The organism is Pseudomonas sp. P1_F7 (assembly GCF_056405655.1).
This window is the reverse complement of sequence record NZ_JBFUBR010000004.1, coordinates 224,207-240,854: the sequence shown is the minus strand read 5'-3', so window position 1 is coordinate 240,854 and position 16,648 is coordinate 224,207. Positions and strand designations below refer to the sequence as shown.

Here is a 16,648-nt window from a genome sequence, read left to right as displayed (position 1 = left end):
GACACATTCAACCGAACCGGACCGCTCATGGAAGCTGCAAGTTATCCTGCCTGGGCCCAGCGCCTGATCCGGGATTGCAGCGAGAGCAAGCGCCGGGTTGTCGAACACGAACTGTACCAACGCATGCGAGACAACAAGCTCAGTGCGAAGACCATGCGCCAATACCTGATCGGTGGCTGGCCGGTGGTCGAACAGTTCGCGTTGTATATGGCACAAAACCTCACCAAGACACGCTTTGCCCGTCATCCCGGCGAAGACATGGCTCGTCGCTGGCTGATGCGCAATATCCGCGTCGAATTGAACCACGCCGACTACTGGGTGCACTGGAGCCGCGCGCACGGTGTCAGCCTGGAAGACCTGCAGGCACAGCAGGTTGCACCGGAGCTTCACGCCTTGAGCCATTGGTGCTGGCACGCCAGTTCAGCCGACTCGCTGATCGTTGCGATTGCCGCTACCAACTACGCCATCGAAGGGGCGACCGGGGAATGGTCGGCGGTAGTTTGTTCCAACGGTATCTACGCCGCCTCGTTCCCCGAGGAAGATCGCAAGCGGGCGATGAAGTGGCTGAAGATGCATGCCCAGTACGACGATGCCCATCCATGGGAAGCCCTGGAAATTATCTGCACATTGGCGGGCACCAACCCGAGCAAATCCCTGCAGGTGGAGTTACGCCAGGCTGTTTGCAAGAGTTACGACTACATGTACCTGTTTCTCGAACGTTGCATGCAAATGGAGCACGTAGAGCGGGCACCGGTCGTGCGTGAGCGGATGGCACTGGCCGAAGGCTGATTCAACGTCTGCTTGAAACAACTGTGGGAGCGGGCCTGCTCGCGATAGCGCCTTAACATTCACCAGAAGTGTTGAATGTAAGCAGGTCATCGCGAGCAGGCTCGCTCCCACACTGTCTTGTGTCGCGGTTGATGACTCAGCCCGCCATCTCCAGTCGGTTACGACCTTCGCGCTTGGCCACATACAACGCGCTGTCTGCTCGTCGCAACAGGCTTTCGGCAGATTCGCCGGGCAACAGGGTCGAACAGCCGAGGCTGACTGTCAGCACGATCATATGACTATCGGCCAGGTACTCTTGCGACTGCACCGCGAACCGCAGTCGTTCACCGACCATGGCCGCGGCCTCGCGGCTGGTGTTCGACAGCAGGATCAGGAACTCTTCACCGCCATAGCGAAACACCATGTCCACATTGCGCAGCTGGTTTTTGATCGAGGCAGCGACCGCCTTGAGCACGTCATCGCCTGTGCTGTGGCCATGGGTATCATTGACTTGCTTGAAATGATCGATGTCCAGCATCAGCACCGACAACGGTTGCAGATGGCGCCGGGATAGCTCGATTTCCCTTTGCAGTGTCTGGTCCATGGCGATGCGGTTGCCGGTGCCGGTCAGCGGGTCGCGCAGTGCGCTTTGGGTGGCGGTACGGTAAAGCAACGCGTTGCGCATCGGGAAAAGCAGCGCGGCCAGCAGTGATTCGAGATTGCCCTGTTCCTGTTCGCTGAAACGCTGATTGCGGCGGAAAATCAGTTCACCCAGGTGTTCGCCTTCGTGGCTGAGGCTGTAACTGATGGAATGGTGGCCGCGCTGGCCGAACTCCAGACGCAAGTCACTGCTCTTGTGCTGGTAGCACAAGGCGTCCAACGGCACCAATCGCTGAATCTCGCGATAGAACGTCCCAAGAATGCGTTGCGGCTCCAGACTGGTTTGCAGCTGCAGGCTCAGTTGCTGGCGCAATTGCGCAAGGCTGACGGGCCTTTCCAGAAGGGGTGGCTGCTGACCAAAGCCCAGGCGCTGCAATTTGGCGCTATCGAAGTCAATTGCGTTGGTCTGGGAAGGTGGTTTCATAAGGCGTGCGCCCCTAAGCAGTAAGGCTGTCTTACAAGCAGGGTGAGAGCGGCTTAGGGCTGCGCGTCGTACTGGTCCGTCAGTCCCGTAGGACATTTCGTACAAGTTTAATCCGCTTTGTAAAAGATGAGTAACTTCTGCACTCATGCTTCACCCCGTCTGCTTTCACGTTGCGTGTCTGAGCAAACTTAGAGCGAAAGTCGTGCCATTCGGTTCATCCGAATAAAATTTGTTTTAAATCAATTGGTTGTTGTTTATCTGCCACCTGCAGAGCGCGGCGTGTGACATTTGTTTGACAGGTGCCTGGCCTGAATTCGAGAGCCTTCAAGTGCCGCGACGGGAAGCCGGCGCGGCACCAAAAAGCGACGCACGGTCGTTACTGGGCGTTGAACGACTGACCATTGATACCGGTACTGTCCGGGCCCATCAGGTAAAGGTAGACCGGCATGATCTCCTCGGGCGTCGGGTTGTTCAGTGGATTTTCACCCGGGTAAGCCTGGGCGCGCATGCTGGTGCGGGTAGCGCCCGGATTGATGCTGTTGGAGCGCACCGGGGCCACGGTATCGACTTCGTCAGCCAGGGTTTGCATCAGGCCTTCAGTGGCGAATTTGGAGACGCCGTAAGCGCCCCAATACGCACGTCCCTTGCGGCCGACGCTGCTGGAAGTGAACACCACCGAGGCATCCTGCGACAGCTTGAGCAGCGGCAACAGTGTGCTGGTGAGCATGAACATGGCATTGACGTTGACTTGCATGACCCGCATGAAGTTTTCGCCGGAGAGCTGTTCGATCGGCGTGCGCGGGCCGATGATCGAAGCATTGTGCAGCAGGCCGTCGAGATGCCCGAACTCGCTCTCGATCATGGCGGCCAGCTCATCGTATTGATGGGGCAGGGCGGTTTCGAGGTTGAACGGGATGACCGCCGGTTGTGCATGGCCGGCGGCTTCGATTTCGTCGTAGACCTGGGTCAGGTTGGCTTCGGTCTTGCCCAGCAGCAGTACGGTTGCACCGTGGGCCGCGTAGGTTTTTGCCGCAGCAGCGCCGATGCCGCGTCCTGCGCCGGTGACCAGAATGACCCGATCCTTGAGCAGTTCGGGGCGGGCGGAATAATCAAACATAAAAAACCTCAATCCATTACAAAACTGGAAAAGATCGCAGCCTGCGGCAGCTCCTACGTCGATCGCGGTCCCCTGTAGGAGCTGCCGCAGGCTGCGATCTCTTGACTTTAATCAGCAGCTGCAAAGCGCGCTATCGAGCACCTTGCGTAACTCCAGCGGATGATCGACCACCACGTCCGCACCCCAATGCCGCGGGTTGTCATCCGGGTGGATATAGCCGAAGGTCACGGCGGCAGTCTTGGTGCCGGCATCGCGGCCCGACTCGATATCACGCAGGTCATCGCCGACGAACAGCACGCTGGCCGGGTCCAGGTCGAGCATCTTGCAGGCCAGGATCAGCGGCTCAGGATCGGGTTTGCTGTTCTTCACGTGATCCGGGCAGATCAGCAGCGCCGAACGCTCGGCCAGCCCCAGCTGTTGCATGATCGGTTCGGCGAATCGCAGTGGCTTGTTGGTGACCACGCCCCAGATCAGGTTGGCTTTTTCGATGTCGGCGAGCAATTCAGCCATACCGTCGAACAGCTTGCTGTGAACGGCGCAACCGACGAGGTAGCGCTCCAGGAACTCCAGGCGCAACGCCTCGAACCCCGGCGATTCCGGGTCCATGGCGAAGGTCACAGCGACCATTGCCCGGGCGCCGCCGGAAATCTCGTCGCGGATGTGCTTGTCGTTCATTGGTGGCAAACCACGGTCGGCACGCATCGCCTGACAGATCGCAATGAAGTCCGGCGCGGTGTCGAGCAGGGTGCCGTCCATGTCGAAAAGAACTGCTCTGATAGGCATCGGCTTACTCCTCGCGCAGGGTCTGGATCATGTAGTTGACGTCCACGTCGGAGGCCAGCTTGTAGTGCTTGGTCAGCGGGTTATAGGTCAGGCCGATGATGTCCTTGACGGTCAGGCCGGCCATGCGGCTCCAGGCGCCTAGTTCGGAAGGGCGGATGAATTTCTTGAAGTCGTGGGTGCCGCGCGGCAGCAGCTTCATGATGTATTCGGCACCGACGATGGCGAACAGGTACGCCTTCGGGTTGCGGTTGATGGTGGAGAAGAACACCTGGCCACCGGGCTTGACCATGCGGAAGCAGGCGCGGATGACCGACGACGGGTCCGGCACGTGTTCGAGCATTTCCAGGCAGGTGACCACGTCGAACTGCTCAGGCATTTCTTCGGCCAGGGCTTCGGCGGTGATCTGCCGGTATTCGACGTTGACGCCTGACTCCAACTGATGCAACTGGGCAACTGCCAGCGGCGCTTCGCCCATGTCGATGCCCATCACGGTGGCGCCGCGTTGAGCCATCGCTTCGCTGAGGATGCCGCCGCCGCAACCGACGTCGAGGACCTTTTTACCGGCCAGATTGACCCGCTCGTCAATCCAGTTGACCCGCAGCGGGTTGATGTCGTGCAGTGGTTTGAACTCGCTTTCGCGGTCCCACCAGCGATGGGCCAGGGCCTCGAATTTGGCGATTTCGGCGTAGTCGACGTTGCTCATGGTTTAAGTCCTCTAAAACTTGAAAAATCCTGTTGCCCCGGAATGCGTTCCAGGGTGCTTACGATTCGGTACGGCCACTGATGCGCTGGCCCCAGGCCCTTGCGACAGTGCCAAGCTGTTGTTCATCCAAGCGTGTCAGGCGACGGTCGTCGAGCAGTTGCTTGCCGGCAACCCAAAGGTGTTTCACGCAGTCCCGGCCGGTGGCGTATATAAGCTGCGAAACCGGATCGTAGACCGGTTGTTGGGCCAGGCCGGAGAGGTCGAATGCCACCATGTCCGCCGCTTTGCCGATTTCCAGTGAGCCGACGTCGGCCTCGATACCCAGTGCCCGGGCGCCGTTGAGGGTGGCCATGCGCAAGGCACGATGGGCATCCAGCGCGGTGGCCGAGCCAGCGACAGCCTTGGCCAGCAGGGCCGCGGTGCGGGTTTCGCCGAGCAGGTCCAGATCATTGTTGCTCGCCGCGCCATCGGTGCCGACCGCGACATTGACCCCGGCCTGCCACAAACGCTCGACCGGGCAGAACCCACTGGCCAGCTTCAGGTTCGACTCCGGGCAATGAATCACATTGCTGTTACTTTCTACCAGCAGTGCCAGGTCTTCCTCGCTGATCTGAGTCATGTGAACCGCCTGGAAGCGTGGCCCCAGCAAACCCAGGCGCGCCAGTCGGGCCAGCGGTCGTTCACCGCGCTGCTCGACCGATTGCTGCACTTCGAAGGCGGTTTCATGCACGTGCATGTGGATCGAGGCGTCCAGTTCCTCGGCAATCACCCGGATTTTTTCCAGGTTTTCGTCGCCTACGGTGTAGGGGGCATGGGGGCCGAAGGCGATTTTGATGCGTTCGTGGTGCTTGAGATCGCCAAACAATTCGATGCCCTGACGAATGGCTTCGTCCGCCGTGGCGGCCCCCGGAATCGGGAAGTCGAGGATCGGAATCGCGATCTGCGCGCGAATGCCGCTGTTGTGCACGCGCTCGCTGGCAACCTTCGGGAAGAAGTACATGTCAGAGAAACAGGTGATGCCACCTTTGATTTGCTCGGCGATGGCAAGGTCGGTGCCGTCGCGCACGAAATCTTCATCGACCCACTTGGCTTCGGCGGGCCAGATGTGGTTTTCCAGCCAGGTCATCAATGGCAGGTCATCGGCCAGGCCACGGAACAGTGTCATCGCCGCGTGCCCGTGGGCATTGATCAGGCCGGGGCTGAGCAGCATGTCGGGCAATTCGCGGGTTTCGGTTGCGTTAAGCTTCAGCGCGGCGGAACGTGGGCCGATAAACACGATGCGTCCATCACGGATGCCTACGCCATGTTCTTTGAGGACAACACCAGCAGGTTCGACGGGTACCAGCCAGGTCGGCAGCAATAACAGGTCGAGCGCAACGGCAGTGTTCGGCATCGAGGGTCGGTTCCAGTGCTTTTGTAAAGGATGGCGAAGTATACCCGAGCGTCTTCGCGGGGGGATCGCTATAATCGGCGGCTTTTGTTCATGAGTGCGGGGTGAGGGATGCGCGATCGACTGTTGGCTGCGGAAAAAGTAAAGGCCATCGATTGGCGTGATGGCGCTCTCCATCTGCTGGATCAGCGCATTTTGCCGTTCGAGGAAACCTGGATTGCCTACACCAGCGCCGCTGGCGTGGCCGAGGCCATTCGCTCGATGGTGGTGCGCGGTGCGCCGGCGATTGGTATCAGTGCGGCTTATGGCATTGTACTGGCAGCTCGTGCCCGGATTGCCGAAGGTGGTGACTGGTACGCTGCACTGGAAGAGGACTTCATGCTGTTGGCCGACTCCCGTCCTACCGCCGTCAACCTGTTCTGGGCGCTGGGCCGCATGCACGACCGGCTTGATCGCCTGAAGGACAATGCCGATCCGCTGGCGGTGTTGGAGGCCGAGGCCATCGCCATTCATGAAAGTGATCGCGAAGCCAACCTGACCATGGCCCAGCTGGGTGTGGACCTGATCCGCAAGCATCAGGGCAACGCCCAGGCGATCCTCACCCACTGCAACACCGGCGCGCTGGCCACGGGCGGTTTCGGCACCGCGCTGGGAGTGATTCGTGGTGCATTCATCGAGGGTATGGTCGAGCGGGTATATGTCGACGAAACCCGCCCATGGCTGCAGGGGTCACGGCTGACCGCGTGGGAACTGGCCAATGAAGGCATTCCCGTGACCCTCAATGTCGATTCCGCCGCGGCGCATATCATGAAGACCAAAGGCCCTACCTGGGTCATCGTCGGCGCTGACCGGATCACCGCCAATGGCGACGTGGCCAACAAGATCGGCACCTATCAACTGGCCGTCAACGCCATGCATCACGGCGTGCGCTTCATGGTGGTGGCACCGAGTTCGACCATTGACATGAACCTGGCCAGCGGCGATGACATTCCGATTGAGGAGCGTGATGGTCGCGAGTTGCTGGAGGTCGGTGGCAAGCGCGTCGGGGCTGACGTCGATGCTTTCAACCCGGTGTTCGACGTGACGCCGGCAGATCTGATCGATGCGATCGTCACCGAAAAAGGCATCGTCGAGCGCCCGGATGCGGCGAAGATGGCGCAGTTGATGTGCCGCAAGCGCCTGCACTAATAGTTTCTGGCGTCTGAAAGATAGCCATCGCGAGCAAGCTCGCTCCCACATAGTTCGGTGGCGTACGCGAAACCTGTGGGAGCGAGCTTGCTCGCGATGAGACCCTAAAGGCCAATGAAGCTGCCCTAATCAGCCCGAATTCGCCTTTCAATACAGCTCTAAGCCCCTCTGGTCCCCTTCAAGCCTGTCACCGGTCAACTTAACTACTCTCCATGCGCATCTGGGGGATAGGTGCGTGGCGGCTCTTGTGATAACATCCCGCGGTTTCCAGGGTTGCCCGAAGTGGCGACCCGTACTGCGCAGATCCATGGCATAACTCGTTGATTTGTCGTAAGTCGGTGCATGGCACTCAGCCTGTATCGGCGAGCTTCGTTCGTCCCATATGGATGTGACGAAGTTTCACCAGAAAAAGGAATCAGGCTTCTCATGGGCGAACTGGCCAAAGAAATCCTCCCGGTCAATATCGAAGACGAGCTGAAGCAGTCCTACCTCGACTACGCGATGAGCGTAATTGTCGGGCGGGCACTGCCGGATGCGCGCGATGGCTTGAAGCCCGTGCACCGGCGCGTGCTGTTCGCGATGAGCGAGCTGGGCAACGACTTCAACAAGCCGTACAAGAAATCTGCCCGTGTTGTCGGTGACGTGATCGGTAAGTATCACCCGCACGGTGATACCGCGGTGTACGACACCATCGTTCGGATGGCGCAGCCATTCTCCCTGCGCTACCTGCTGGTAGACGGCCAGGGCAACTTCGGTTCGGTGGACGGCGACAATGCCGCGGCCATGCGATACACCGAAGTGCGCATGACCAAGCTGGCGCACGAGCTGCTGGCTGACCTGCACAAGGAAACCGTGGACTGGGTGCCGAACTACGACGGCACCGAAATGATCCCGGCGGTCATGCCGACCCGTATTCCCAACCTGTTGGTCAACGGCTCCAGCGGTATCGCCGTGGGCATGGCGACCAACATTCCGCCGCACAACCTCGGTGAAGTCATCGACGGTTGCCTGGCGCTCATCGACAACCCCGAGCTGACCGTCGATGAACTGATGCAATACATCCCCGGTCCGGACTTCCCGACCGCCGCGATCATCAACGGTCGCGCCGGCATCATCGAAGCCTACCGCACCGGTCGCGGACGCATTTACATGCGCGCCCGCTCGATGATCGAAGACATCGACAAGGTCGGTGGCCGTCAGCAGATCGTCATCACCGAACTCCCTTACCAGCTGAACAAGGCGCGTCTGATCGAGAAGATCGCCGAGCTGGTCAAGGAGAAGAAGCTCGAAGGCATCACCGAGTTGCGCGACGAGTCCGACAAGGACGGTATGCGCGTCGTGATCGAGCTGCGTCGTGGCGAAGTGCCTGAGGTGATCCTCAACAACCTCTACGCCCAGACCCAGCTGCAAGCGGTGTTCGGTATCAACATCGTTGCGCTGATCGACGGCCGTCCGCGGATCCTCAACCTCAAGGACCTGCTGGAAGCCTTCGTTCGTCACCGTCGCGAAGTCGTCACTCGCCGTACCGTGTTCGAACTGCGCAAGGCGCGTGAGCGTGGTCACATCCTTGAAGGTCAAGCGGTTGCCCTGTCGAACATCGACCCGGTCATTGCCCTGATCAAAGCCTCGCCAACGCCGTCGGAAGCCAAGGAAGCGCTGATCAGCACCCCTTGGGAGTCCTCGGCCGTGGTGGCGATGGTGGAGCGTGCCGGTGCCGATTCCTGCCGTCCGGAAAACCTCGATCCGCAATACGGTCTGCGCGACGGCAAGTACTTCCTGTCGCCGGAACAGGCGCAAGCCATTCTGGAACTGCGTCTGCACCGCCTGACCGGTCTGGAGCACGAAAAACTGCTGGCCGAGTATCAAGAGATCCTCAACCAGATCGGCGAGCTGATCCGCATCCTCAACAGCGCCACGCGCCTGATGGAAGTGATCCGCGAAGAGCTGGAAGTGATTCGCGCCGAATACGGCGACGTACGTCGCACCGAGATCCTCGATGCCCGTCTCGACCTGACCCTGGGTGACATGATCCCGGAAGAAGAGCGCGTCGTGACCATTTCCCACGGTGGTTACGCCAAGACCCAGCCGCTGGCTGCGTACCAGGCTCAGCGTCGTGGCGGTAAAGGCAAGTCGGCAACCGGCGTCAAGGATGAGGACTACATCGCTCACCTGCTGGTCGCCAACAGCCACACCACGCTGCTGCTGTTCTCCAGCAAAGGCAAAGTGTACTGGCTGAAAACCTACGAAATCCCGGAAGCGTCCCGCGCTGCCCGTGGTCGTCCGTTGGTCAACCTGCTGCCGCTGGACAGTGATGAATACATCACCACCATGCTGCCGGTCGAGGAATACACCGAAGGTCACTTCATCTTCATGGCCACTGCTAAAGGCACCGTGAAGAAGACCCCGCTGGAATCCTTCAGCCGTCAACGCAGCGTCGGTCTGATCGCGCTGGAGCTGGACGAAGGTGACGTACTGATCTCTGCCGCCATTACCGATGGCGAGCGCGAAGTCATGCTGTTCTCCGACGGCGGCAAGGTCACTCGCTTCAAGGAAACCGACGTTCGCGCCATGGGCCGTACCGCTCGCGGTGTCCGCGGCATGCGTCTACCGGAAGGCCAGAAGCTGATTTCCATGCTGATCCCGGAAGAAGGCAGCCAGATCCTGACCGCTTCGGCCCGTGGTTTCGGCAAGCGCACGGCGATCACCGAGTTCCCTGAGTACAAACGTGGCGGTCAGGGCGTTATCGCCATGGTCAGCAACGACCGTAACGGCCGTCTGGTCGGTGCAGTCCAGGTGCTCGACGGCGAGGAAATCATGCTGATTTCCGACCAGGGCACCCTGGTACGCACCCGTGTCGACGAAGTGTCCAGCCTGGGGCGTAACACCCAGGGCGTGACCCTGATCAAGCTGGCCAACGATGAAACACTGGTCGGGCTGGAGCGGGTTCAGGAGCCGTCGGAAGTCGAAGGTGAAGAGCTGGAAGGTGAAGAGGGTGAAGGGTTTGTCGGCGAAGTTGTGATCGACGACGTTGCCGAAGACCAGCAACTCGACGCTGCCGCTGACGAAGAACCACAGGAATAAGCGGGTAAATGGGGGGCGGATGAAAATTCGCCCCCTTGTTGTTTGTCCCTGTTGAAAAAATCGATACCTCCTGTAGGCGCGAGCTTGCTCGCGATGGTCGTCAACGATAACGCAGGGTGTCTGGTGCACCCTTGTGTTCTCGGGTTTTTCGCGAGCAAGCTCGCTCCTACAGGGTCATGGGTCGACCGATTTATTGCGTGATACCACCAAATCAGAGCGAGATTGGATGTGAGCAAGAGAGCCTATAACTTCTGTGCCGGTCCTGCGGCGCTTCCCGAAGCTGTCCTGCAGCGCGCCCAGGGTGAACTCCTCGACTGGCACGGCAAGGGTCTGTCGGTCATGGAAATGAGCCATCGCAGTGATGAGTTCGTGTCCATTGCCACCAAGGCCGAGCAGGATCTGCGTGATCTGCTGAATATCCCCTCGAACTATAAAGTGCTGTTTCTGCAAGGTGGCGCCAGCCAGCAATTTGCTCAGATTCCTCTGAACCTGTTGCCGGAAAACGGCTCGGCCGACTATATCGACACCGGTATCTGGTCGCAGAAAGCCATCGAAGAAGCTTCGCGCTACGGCCATGTCAATGTTGCCGGCACCGCCAAGCCTTACGACTATTTCGCCATTCCAGGCCAGAACGAATGGAAGCTGTCGAAAGACGCGGCCTACGTTCACTACGCGCCGAACGAAACCATCGGCGGCCTGGAATTCCAATGGATTCCGGAAACCGGCGATGTTCCGCTGGTCGCCGACATGTCCTCGGACATCCTGTCGCGCCCGGTGGATGTTTCGCGCTTCGGTATGATCTACGCCGGCGCGCAGAAAAACATCGGCCCGAGCGGCATCGTGGTCAACATCGTTCGCGAAGACCTGCTGGGTCATGCGCGCTCCATTTGCCCGACCATGCTCAACTACAAGGTCGCGGCCGATAACGGTTCGATGTACAACACCCCGCCGACCCTGGCCTGGTACTTGTCCGGCCTGGTGTTCGAGTGGCTGAAAGAGCAGGGCGGCGTCGAGGCCATCGGCAAGCTCAACGAAGTCAAGCAGCGCACGCTGTACAGCTTCATCGATGCCAGCGGCCTGTACAGCAACCCGATCAACAAGTCGGACCGCTCGTGGATGAACGTGCCGTTCCGCCTGGCTGATGATCGTCTGGACAAGCCGTTCCTGGCCGGTGCCGACGAGCGTGGCCTGTTGAACCTCAAGGGCCACCGTTCCGTGGGTGGCATGCGCGCCTCCATCTATAACGCCGTCGACATCAACGCCGTCAATGCGCTGATTTCGTACATGGCAGAGTTCGAGAAGGAACACGGCTAATGTCTGAGCAAGAACTCAAGGCACTGCGCCTGCGCATTGATGCCCTGGACGAAAAGGTCCTGGAGCTGATCAGTGAGCGTGCGCGCTGCGCCCAGGAAGTCGCGCGAGTAAAGATGGCCTCGCTGGCCGAAGGCGAAGTGCCGGTGTTCTATCGTCCTGAGCGCGAAGCTCAGGTGCTCAAGCGTGTCATGGAGCGTAACCAGGGGCCGCTGGGTAACGAGGAGATGGCGCGGTTGTTCCGCGAAATCATGTCTTCGTGCCTGGCGCTCGAGCAGCCGCTGAAAGTGGCTTATCTCGGCCCTGAAGGCACCTTCACCCAGGCGGCGGCCATGAAGCACTTCGGCCACGCGGTAATCAGCAAGCCGATGGCGGCTATCGACGAAGTGTTCCGTGAAGTGGCGGCCGGTGCGGTGAATTTTGGCGTGGTGCCGGTGGAAAACTCCACCGAAGGCGCGGTCAACCACACCCTCGACAGCTTCCTCGAACATGACATGGTGATCTGCGGCGAAGTCGAGCTGCGTATCCACCATCACCTGTTGGTCGGTGATAATACCAAGACCGACAGCATCAGCCGCATCTACTCCCACGCCCAGTCCCTGGCCCAGTGCCGCAAGTGGCTGGACGCCCATTACCCGAATGTCGAGCGCGTGGCGGTGTCCAGCAACGCGGAAGCGGCCAAGCGGGTCAAGGGTGAGTGGAACTCGGCGGCGATTGCCGGAGACATGGCGGCCGGCCTGTACGGCTTGACCCGATTGGCCGAGAAAATCGAGGACCGCCCGGACAACTCCACGCGCTTCCTCATGATCGGCAACCAGGAAGTGCCGCCGACTGGCGACGACAAGACCTCGATCATCGTTTCGATGAGCAACAAGCCGGGCGCACTTCACGAGTTGCTGGTGCCGTTCCACGACAATGGCATCGACCTGACGCGAATCGAGACCCGTCCGTCGCGCAGCGGTAAATGGACCTACGTGTTCTTCATCGACTTCGTCGGCCACCACCGCGACCCGCTGGTCAAAGGTGTGCTGGAAAAGATCAGTCAGGAAGCAGTGGCACTCAAGGTGCTGGGTTCCTACCCGAAAGCAGTTCTCTAAGGGGCGGTAGCAAATGAGTGGCAATTTCCTCGCTCTGGCACAGCCGGGCGTGCAACAACTTTCGCCTTACGTTCCGGGCAAGCCCGTGGACGAACTGGCGCGTGAGCTGGACCTCGATCCAGCCAGCATCGTCAAGCTGGCGAGCAACGAAAACCCGCTGGGCCCCGGTCCCAAGGCACTGGCGGCCATCCGCGATGCGCTGGCCGAGCTGACCCGCTATCCGGACGGCAACGGTTTTGCGCTCAAGACTCTGCTGGCCGAGCAGTGCCGTGTCGAGCTGAATCAAGTGACGCTGGGTAATGGCTCCAACGACATTCTTGAACTGGTCGCGCGTGCTTATCTGGCGCCGGGACTGAATGCCGTGTTCAGCGAGCATGCGTTCGCTGTCTATCCGATTGCCACTCAGGCGGTCGGTGCGCAGGCCAAGGTGGTTCCGGCCAAGGATTGGGGGCATGACCTGCCTGCCATGCTGGCGGCGATCGATGCCAACACTCGCGTGGTGTTCATCGCCAACCCGAACAACCCGACCGGGACCTGGTTCGACGCCGAGGCACTGGACGAATTCCTGCAGGATGTTCCGGAGCATGTGCTGGTCGTACTGGACGAGGCTTACATCGAGTACGCCGAAGGCAGCGATCTGCCGGATGGCCTGGATTTCCTGGCGGCTTATCCGAACCTGCTGGTTTCCCGCACCTTCTCCAAGGCCTATGGCCTGGCGGCGTTGCGCGTGGGTTATGGTTTGTCCACGGCGGTGGTCGCGGACGTGCTGAACCGTGTACGCCAGCCGTTCAATGTCAACAGCCTGGCCCTGGCCGCTGCTTGTGCGGCGTTGAAGGATGAAGAATATCTGGCGCAAAGCCGTCAGTTGAATGAGTCCGGCATGCAGCAGCTGGAAGCCGGTTTCCGTGAGCTGGGGCTGAGCTGGATTCCGTCCAAAGGCAATTTCATCTGCGTCGATCTCGGTCAAGTCGCGGCCCCGGTGTTCCAGGGCTTGCTTCGTGAAGGCGTGATCGTGCGTCCGGTGGCCAATTACGGCATGCCGAATCACCTGCGCATCACCATAGGTCTGCCGGCAGAGAACAGTCGCTTCCTTGAAGCGCTGACCAAGGTTCTGGCTCGTGGTTGATGTCACTGCGCTGCAATCTGCTGAACCTATGATCGGTCGCCTGGTGGTGGTCGGTCTTGGGTTGATTGGCGGTTCGTTTGCCAAGGGTTTGCGTGAAAGCGGTATTTGCCGTGAAGTGGTCGGGGTCGATCTCGATCCACAATCGCGCAAACTTGCAGTCGAGTTGGGTGTGGTGGATCGCTGCGAGGAAGACCTGAGCGTTGCTTGTCAGGGCGCGGACGTCATTCAGCTGGCGGTGCCGATCCTGGCCATGGAGAAAGTGCTCGCGCGTCTGGCCGGCATGGATCTGGGGCAAGCGATCCTGACCGATGTCGGTAGTGCCAAGGGCAATGTGGTGCGTGCGGCCACCGAAGCATTTGGCAGGATGCCGTCATGCTTCGTGCCGGGGCACCCGATTGCCGGTTCGGAGCAGAGCGGGGTGGAAGCCTCTAACGCCGAGCTGTTCCGTCGCCACAAAGTGATCCTGACTCCGCTGGATCAGACCGATCCGGCAGCCTTGGCAGTAGTCGACCGTTTGTGGCGCGAACTGGGCGCCGATGTCGAGCACATGCAGGTCGAACGTCACGACGAAGTATTGGCGGCGACCAGTCATCTGCCGCACTTGCTGGCGTTCGGTTTGGTCGACTCACTGGCCAAGCGCAATGAAAATCTTGAGATCTTCCGTTACGCTGCGGGCGGTTTCCGCGATTTCACAAGAATCGCCGGTAGCGACCCGGTCATGTGGCACGACATCTTCCTCGCCAACCGCGAAGCTGTCCTGCGCACACTCGATACATTTCGCAGCGATCTCGACGCCTTGCGCGACGCGGTCGATGCAGGGGATGGGCACCAATTATTGGGCGTTTTCACTCGCGCCCGGGTTGCCCGCGAGCATTTCAGTAAAATCCTGGCCCGCAGGGCCTATGTGGACGCTATGAATTCCAACGATCTGATTTTCCTGGCTCAACCTGGTGGCCGCCTGTCCGGTCGGATTCGCGTACCGGGTGACAAATCGATTTCCCACCGTTCGATCATGCTTGGCTCCCTGGCCGAAGGCGTCACCGAAGTCGAAGGCTTCCTCGAGGGCGAAGATGCCCTGGCGACCTTGCAGGCATTCCGTGACATGGGCGTGGTCATTGAAGGTCCGCACCACGGTCGCGTGACCATTCACGGCGTCGGCCTGCATGGTCTGAAGCCGGCACCGGGCCCGATCTATCTGGGCAACTCGGGTACGTCGATGCGTCTGCTGTCCGGCCTGTTGGCCGCGCAGAACTTCGACAGCACCCTGACCGGCGACGCTTCGCTGTCCAAGCGCCCGATGAATCGCGTGGCCAATCCGCTGCGTGAAATGGGCGCGGTGATCGAAACCGCCGCTGAAGGTCGTCCGCCGATGACCATTCGTGGTGGCCATAAGCTCAAGGGCCTGACCTACACCATGCCGATGGCCAGTGCCCAGGTTAAATCCTGCCTGCTGTTGGCCGGTCTGTATGCAGAAGGCAAGACCACGGTTACCGAGCCTGCTCCGACCCGCGACCATACCGAGCGCATGCTCCGTGGCTTCGGCTACCCGGTAACGGTCAACGGTGCGACCGCATCGGTCGAGTCCGGCAACAAGCTGACCGCGACCCACATTGAAGTCCCGGGTGATATCTCGTCCTCGGCGTTCTTCCTGGTGGCGGCATCGATCGCCGAGGGTTCGGAGCTGGTGCTGGAACACGTCGGCATCAACCCGACCCGTACCGGTGTGATCGACATCCTGCGCCTGATGGGCGCCGACATCACCCTGGAAAAGCAGCGTGAAGTGGGTGGCGAGCCGGTAGCAGACTTGCGCGTACGTGCAGCTAAACTCAAAGGTATCGAGATTCCCGAGGCGCTGGTTCCATTGGCCATCGACGAATTCCCGGTGCTGTTCGTGGCAGCGGCCTGTGCCGAGGGGCGCACTGTACTGACTGGCGCCGAAGAGCTGCGGGTCAAGGAATCGGATCGCATCCAGGTCATGGCTGATGGTTTGCTGGCGCTGGGCGTCAAGTGCGAGCCAACCCCGGATGGCATCATCATCGACGGCGGCCAGATCGGCGGCGGTGAAGTGCACGGTCATGGTGATCACCGCATCGCCATGGCGTTCAGCGTTGCTTCGCTGCGCGCCAGTGCGCCGATCCGCATTCATGATTGCGCCAACGTCGCGACGTCGTTCCCGAATTTCCTGGCGCTGTGCGCACAGGTCGGCATTCGTGTGGCACAAGAGGCACAGTCGTGATCAACATTGCACCGGTCATCACCATTGATGGGCCAAGCGGTTCGGGCAAGGGTACGGTAGCCGGGATACTGGCCAAGCGCCTGGGCTGGAACCTGCTGGATTCCGGTGCGTTGTACCGATTGCTGGCTTTCGCCGCGCATAACCACGGTGTCGACCTGACCAATGAAGAGCTGCTGAAGAAACTCGCCGCTCATCTGGATGTACAGTTCATCGCGGCGACGGACGGTCAGTTGCAACGCATCATTCTGGAAGGTGATGAAGTCAGCGATGTCATTCGCACCGAAAGCGTCGGTTCCGGCGCTTCCCAGGTGGCTGCGCTGCCGGCTGTACGCGAGGCGCTGCTGCAGCGCCAGCGTGCTTTTCAGGAGGCGCCAGGCCTTGTGGCGGATGGTCGCGACATGGGCACAGTGGTTTTTCCTGACGCGCCACTGAAGATTTTTCTGACCGCCAGCGCCGAGGAGCGGGCACGCCGTCGATATTTGCAGTTGAAGGGCAAAGTCGAGGGTGTTAGTCTGTCGAGTCTGCTAGATGAGATACGTGCGCGCGATGAGCGTGACACCCAGCGAGCGGTAGCCCCGCTCAAACCGGCGGCTGACGCCATACAGCTGGATTCCACGGAATTATCCATCGACCAGGTGCTGGAACGCATCATGAGCGAGATCGCCATTCGCGATATCGCCGGGTGACCAAGAAGGCCGCAGGGGACCAGTCATAGTCCTGCGGTGGCTTCTTTTAAATGAAACTAACCCACACCGTCTGGGGTG

Annotated in this window: 13 protein-coding genes; 8 read left to right on the top strand and 5 right to left on the bottom strand. The window is 60.2% G+C overall.

Annotated elements, in window-relative coordinates; translation table 11 throughout:
* Positions 1-27 precede the first annotated feature (27 nt).
* A complete protein-coding gene (locus tag AC1D1M_RS07370) occupies positions 28-789 on the top strand; it encodes a TenA family transcriptional regulator (protein ID WP_477775114.1) in 762 nt (253 codons plus the stop codon).
* Between the two features lie 136 nt (positions 790-925).
* On the opposite strand, the gene AC1D1M_RS07365 is transcribed toward AC1D1M_RS07370, so the two are convergent.
* The 5 genes from AC1D1M_RS07365 to AC1D1M_RS07345 all read right to left on the bottom strand — a co-directional run bounded on the left by AC1D1M_RS07365 (position 926) and on the right by AC1D1M_RS07345 (position 5,848).
* Positions 926-1,852 carry a GGDEF domain-containing protein gene (locus AC1D1M_RS07365; RefSeq protein ID WP_477775113.1) on the bottom strand — a complete coding sequence of 309 codons (927 nt, stop codon included), beginning with the start codon at positions 1,850-1,852 and terminating at the stop codon, positions 926-928.
* 376 nt (positions 1,853-2,228) lie between these two features.
* Positions 2,229-2,969: a YciK family oxidoreductase gene (locus AC1D1M_RS07360; protein ID WP_477775112.1), complete on the bottom strand. Its 741-nt coding sequence runs from the start codon at positions 2,967-2,969 to the stop codon at positions 2,229-2,231.
* Between the two features lie 111 nt (positions 2,970-3,080).
* Entirely contained in the window at positions 3,081-3,752 is a 672-nt protein-coding gene (mupP, locus tag AC1D1M_RS07355; RefSeq protein WP_108229830.1) for an N-acetylmuramic acid 6-phosphate phosphatase MupP, read from the bottom strand.
* A 4-nt stretch (positions 3,753-3,756) separates the two neighbouring features.
* Positions 3,757-4,455: a bifunctional 2-polyprenyl-6-hydroxyphenol methylase/3-demethylubiquinol 3-O-methyltransferase UbiG gene (ubiG, locus tag AC1D1M_RS07350; protein ID WP_008017781.1), complete on the bottom strand. Its 699-nt coding sequence runs from the start codon at positions 4,453-4,455 to the stop codon at positions 3,757-3,759.
* 58 nt (positions 4,456-4,513) lie between these two features.
* Positions 4,514-5,848, bottom strand: a complete 1,335-nt coding sequence (locus AC1D1M_RS07345) for a TRZ/ATZ family hydrolase (protein ID WP_477775111.1) — start codon at positions 5,846-5,848, stop codon at positions 4,514-4,516.
* Positions 5,849-5,956: 108 nt separating this feature from the next.
* Between AC1D1M_RS07345 and mtnA the strand changes: the two genes are divergently transcribed.
* The 7 genes from mtnA (at position 5,957) to cmk (ending at position 16,570) form a co-directional block, all read left to right on the top strand.
* Positions 5,957-7,033, top strand: coding sequence for an S-methyl-5-thioribose-1-phosphate isomerase (gene mtnA / locus AC1D1M_RS07340; protein ID WP_477775110.1), 1,077 nt, complete (start codon positions 5,957-5,959; stop codon positions 7,031-7,033).
* Between the two features lie 426 nt (positions 7,034-7,459).
* Positions 7,460-10,114 (top strand): DNA gyrase subunit A, encoded by a 2,655-nt coding sequence (gene gyrA / locus AC1D1M_RS07335; RefSeq protein WP_477775109.1) that lies wholly within the window; start codon positions 7,460-7,462, stop codon positions 10,112-10,114.
* Between the two features lie 228 nt (positions 10,115-10,342).
* Positions 10,343-11,428: a 3-phosphoserine/phosphohydroxythreonine transaminase gene (gene serC / locus AC1D1M_RS07330; protein WP_477775108.1), complete on the top strand. Its 1,086-nt coding sequence runs from the start codon at positions 10,343-10,345 to the stop codon at positions 11,426-11,428.
* Complete coding sequence (pheA, locus tag AC1D1M_RS07325; RefSeq protein WP_477775107.1) at positions 11,428-12,522, top strand: prephenate dehydratase; 1,095 nt, start codon at positions 11,428-11,430, stop codon at positions 12,520-12,522. Before serC ends, pheA begins: the two co-directional genes overlap by 1 nt.
* Positions 12,523-12,535: 13 nt before the next feature.
* Positions 12,536-13,648 (top strand): histidinol-phosphate transaminase, encoded by a 1,113-nt coding sequence (hisC, locus tag AC1D1M_RS07320; protein ID WP_477775106.1) that lies wholly within the window; start codon positions 12,536-12,538, stop codon positions 13,646-13,648.
* A 28-nt stretch (positions 13,649-13,676) separates the two neighbouring features.
* The gene (locus AC1D1M_RS07315; RefSeq protein ID WP_477775275.1) at positions 13,677-15,884 is read left to right on the top strand and encodes a bifunctional prephenate dehydrogenase/3-phosphoshikimate 1-carboxyvinyltransferase; all 2,208 of its coding nucleotides are present in this window, start codon (positions 13,677-13,679) and stop codon (positions 15,882-15,884) included.
* Positions 15,881-16,570, top strand: coding sequence for a (d)CMP kinase (gene cmk, locus AC1D1M_RS07310; protein ID WP_007985391.1), 690 nt, complete (start codon positions 15,881-15,883; stop codon positions 16,568-16,570). Before AC1D1M_RS07315 ends, cmk begins: the two co-directional genes overlap by 4 nt.
* Positions 16,571-16,648: the final 78 nt, after the last annotated feature.

Bases quoted from the DNA above. Each gene is read 5' to 3' on its own strand.
- AC1D1M_RS07370 (WP_477775114.1), top strand. From the start codon at position 28: ATGGAAGCTGCAAGTTATCCTGCCTGGGCCCAGCGCCTGATCCGGGAT.
- AC1D1M_RS07365 (WP_477775113.1), bottom strand. From the start codon at position 1,852: ATGAAACCACCTTCCCAGACCAACGCAATTGACTTCGATAGCGCCAAA.
- AC1D1M_RS07360 (WP_477775112.1), bottom strand. From the start codon at position 2,969: ATGTTTGATTATTCCGCCCGCCCCGAACTGCTCAAGGATCGGGTCATT.
- mupP (WP_108229830.1), bottom strand. From the start codon at position 3,752: ATGCCTATCAGAGCAGTTCTTTTCGACATGGACGGCACCCTGCTCGAC.
- ubiG (WP_008017781.1), bottom strand. From the start codon at position 4,455: ATGAGCAACGTCGACTACGCCGAAATCGCCAAATTCGAGGCCCTGGCC.
- AC1D1M_RS07345 (WP_477775111.1), bottom strand. From the start codon at position 5,848: ATGCCGAACACTGCCGTTGCGCTCGACCTGTTATTGCTGCCGACCTGG.
- mtnA (WP_477775110.1), top strand. From the start codon at position 5,957: ATGCGCGATCGACTGTTGGCTGCGGAAAAAGTAAAGGCCATCGATTGG.
- gyrA (WP_477775109.1), top strand. From the start codon at position 7,460: ATGGGCGAACTGGCCAAAGAAATCCTCCCGGTCAATATCGAAGACGAG.
- pheA (WP_477775107.1), top strand. From the start codon at position 11,428: ATGTCTGAGCAAGAACTCAAGGCACTGCGCCTGCGCATTGATGCCCTG.
- hisC (WP_477775106.1), top strand. From the start codon at position 12,536: ATGAGTGGCAATTTCCTCGCTCTGGCACAGCCGGGCGTGCAACAACTT.
- AC1D1M_RS07315 (WP_477775275.1), top strand. From the start codon at position 13,677: ATGATCGGTCGCCTGGTGGTGGTCGGTCTTGGGTTGATTGGCGGTTCG.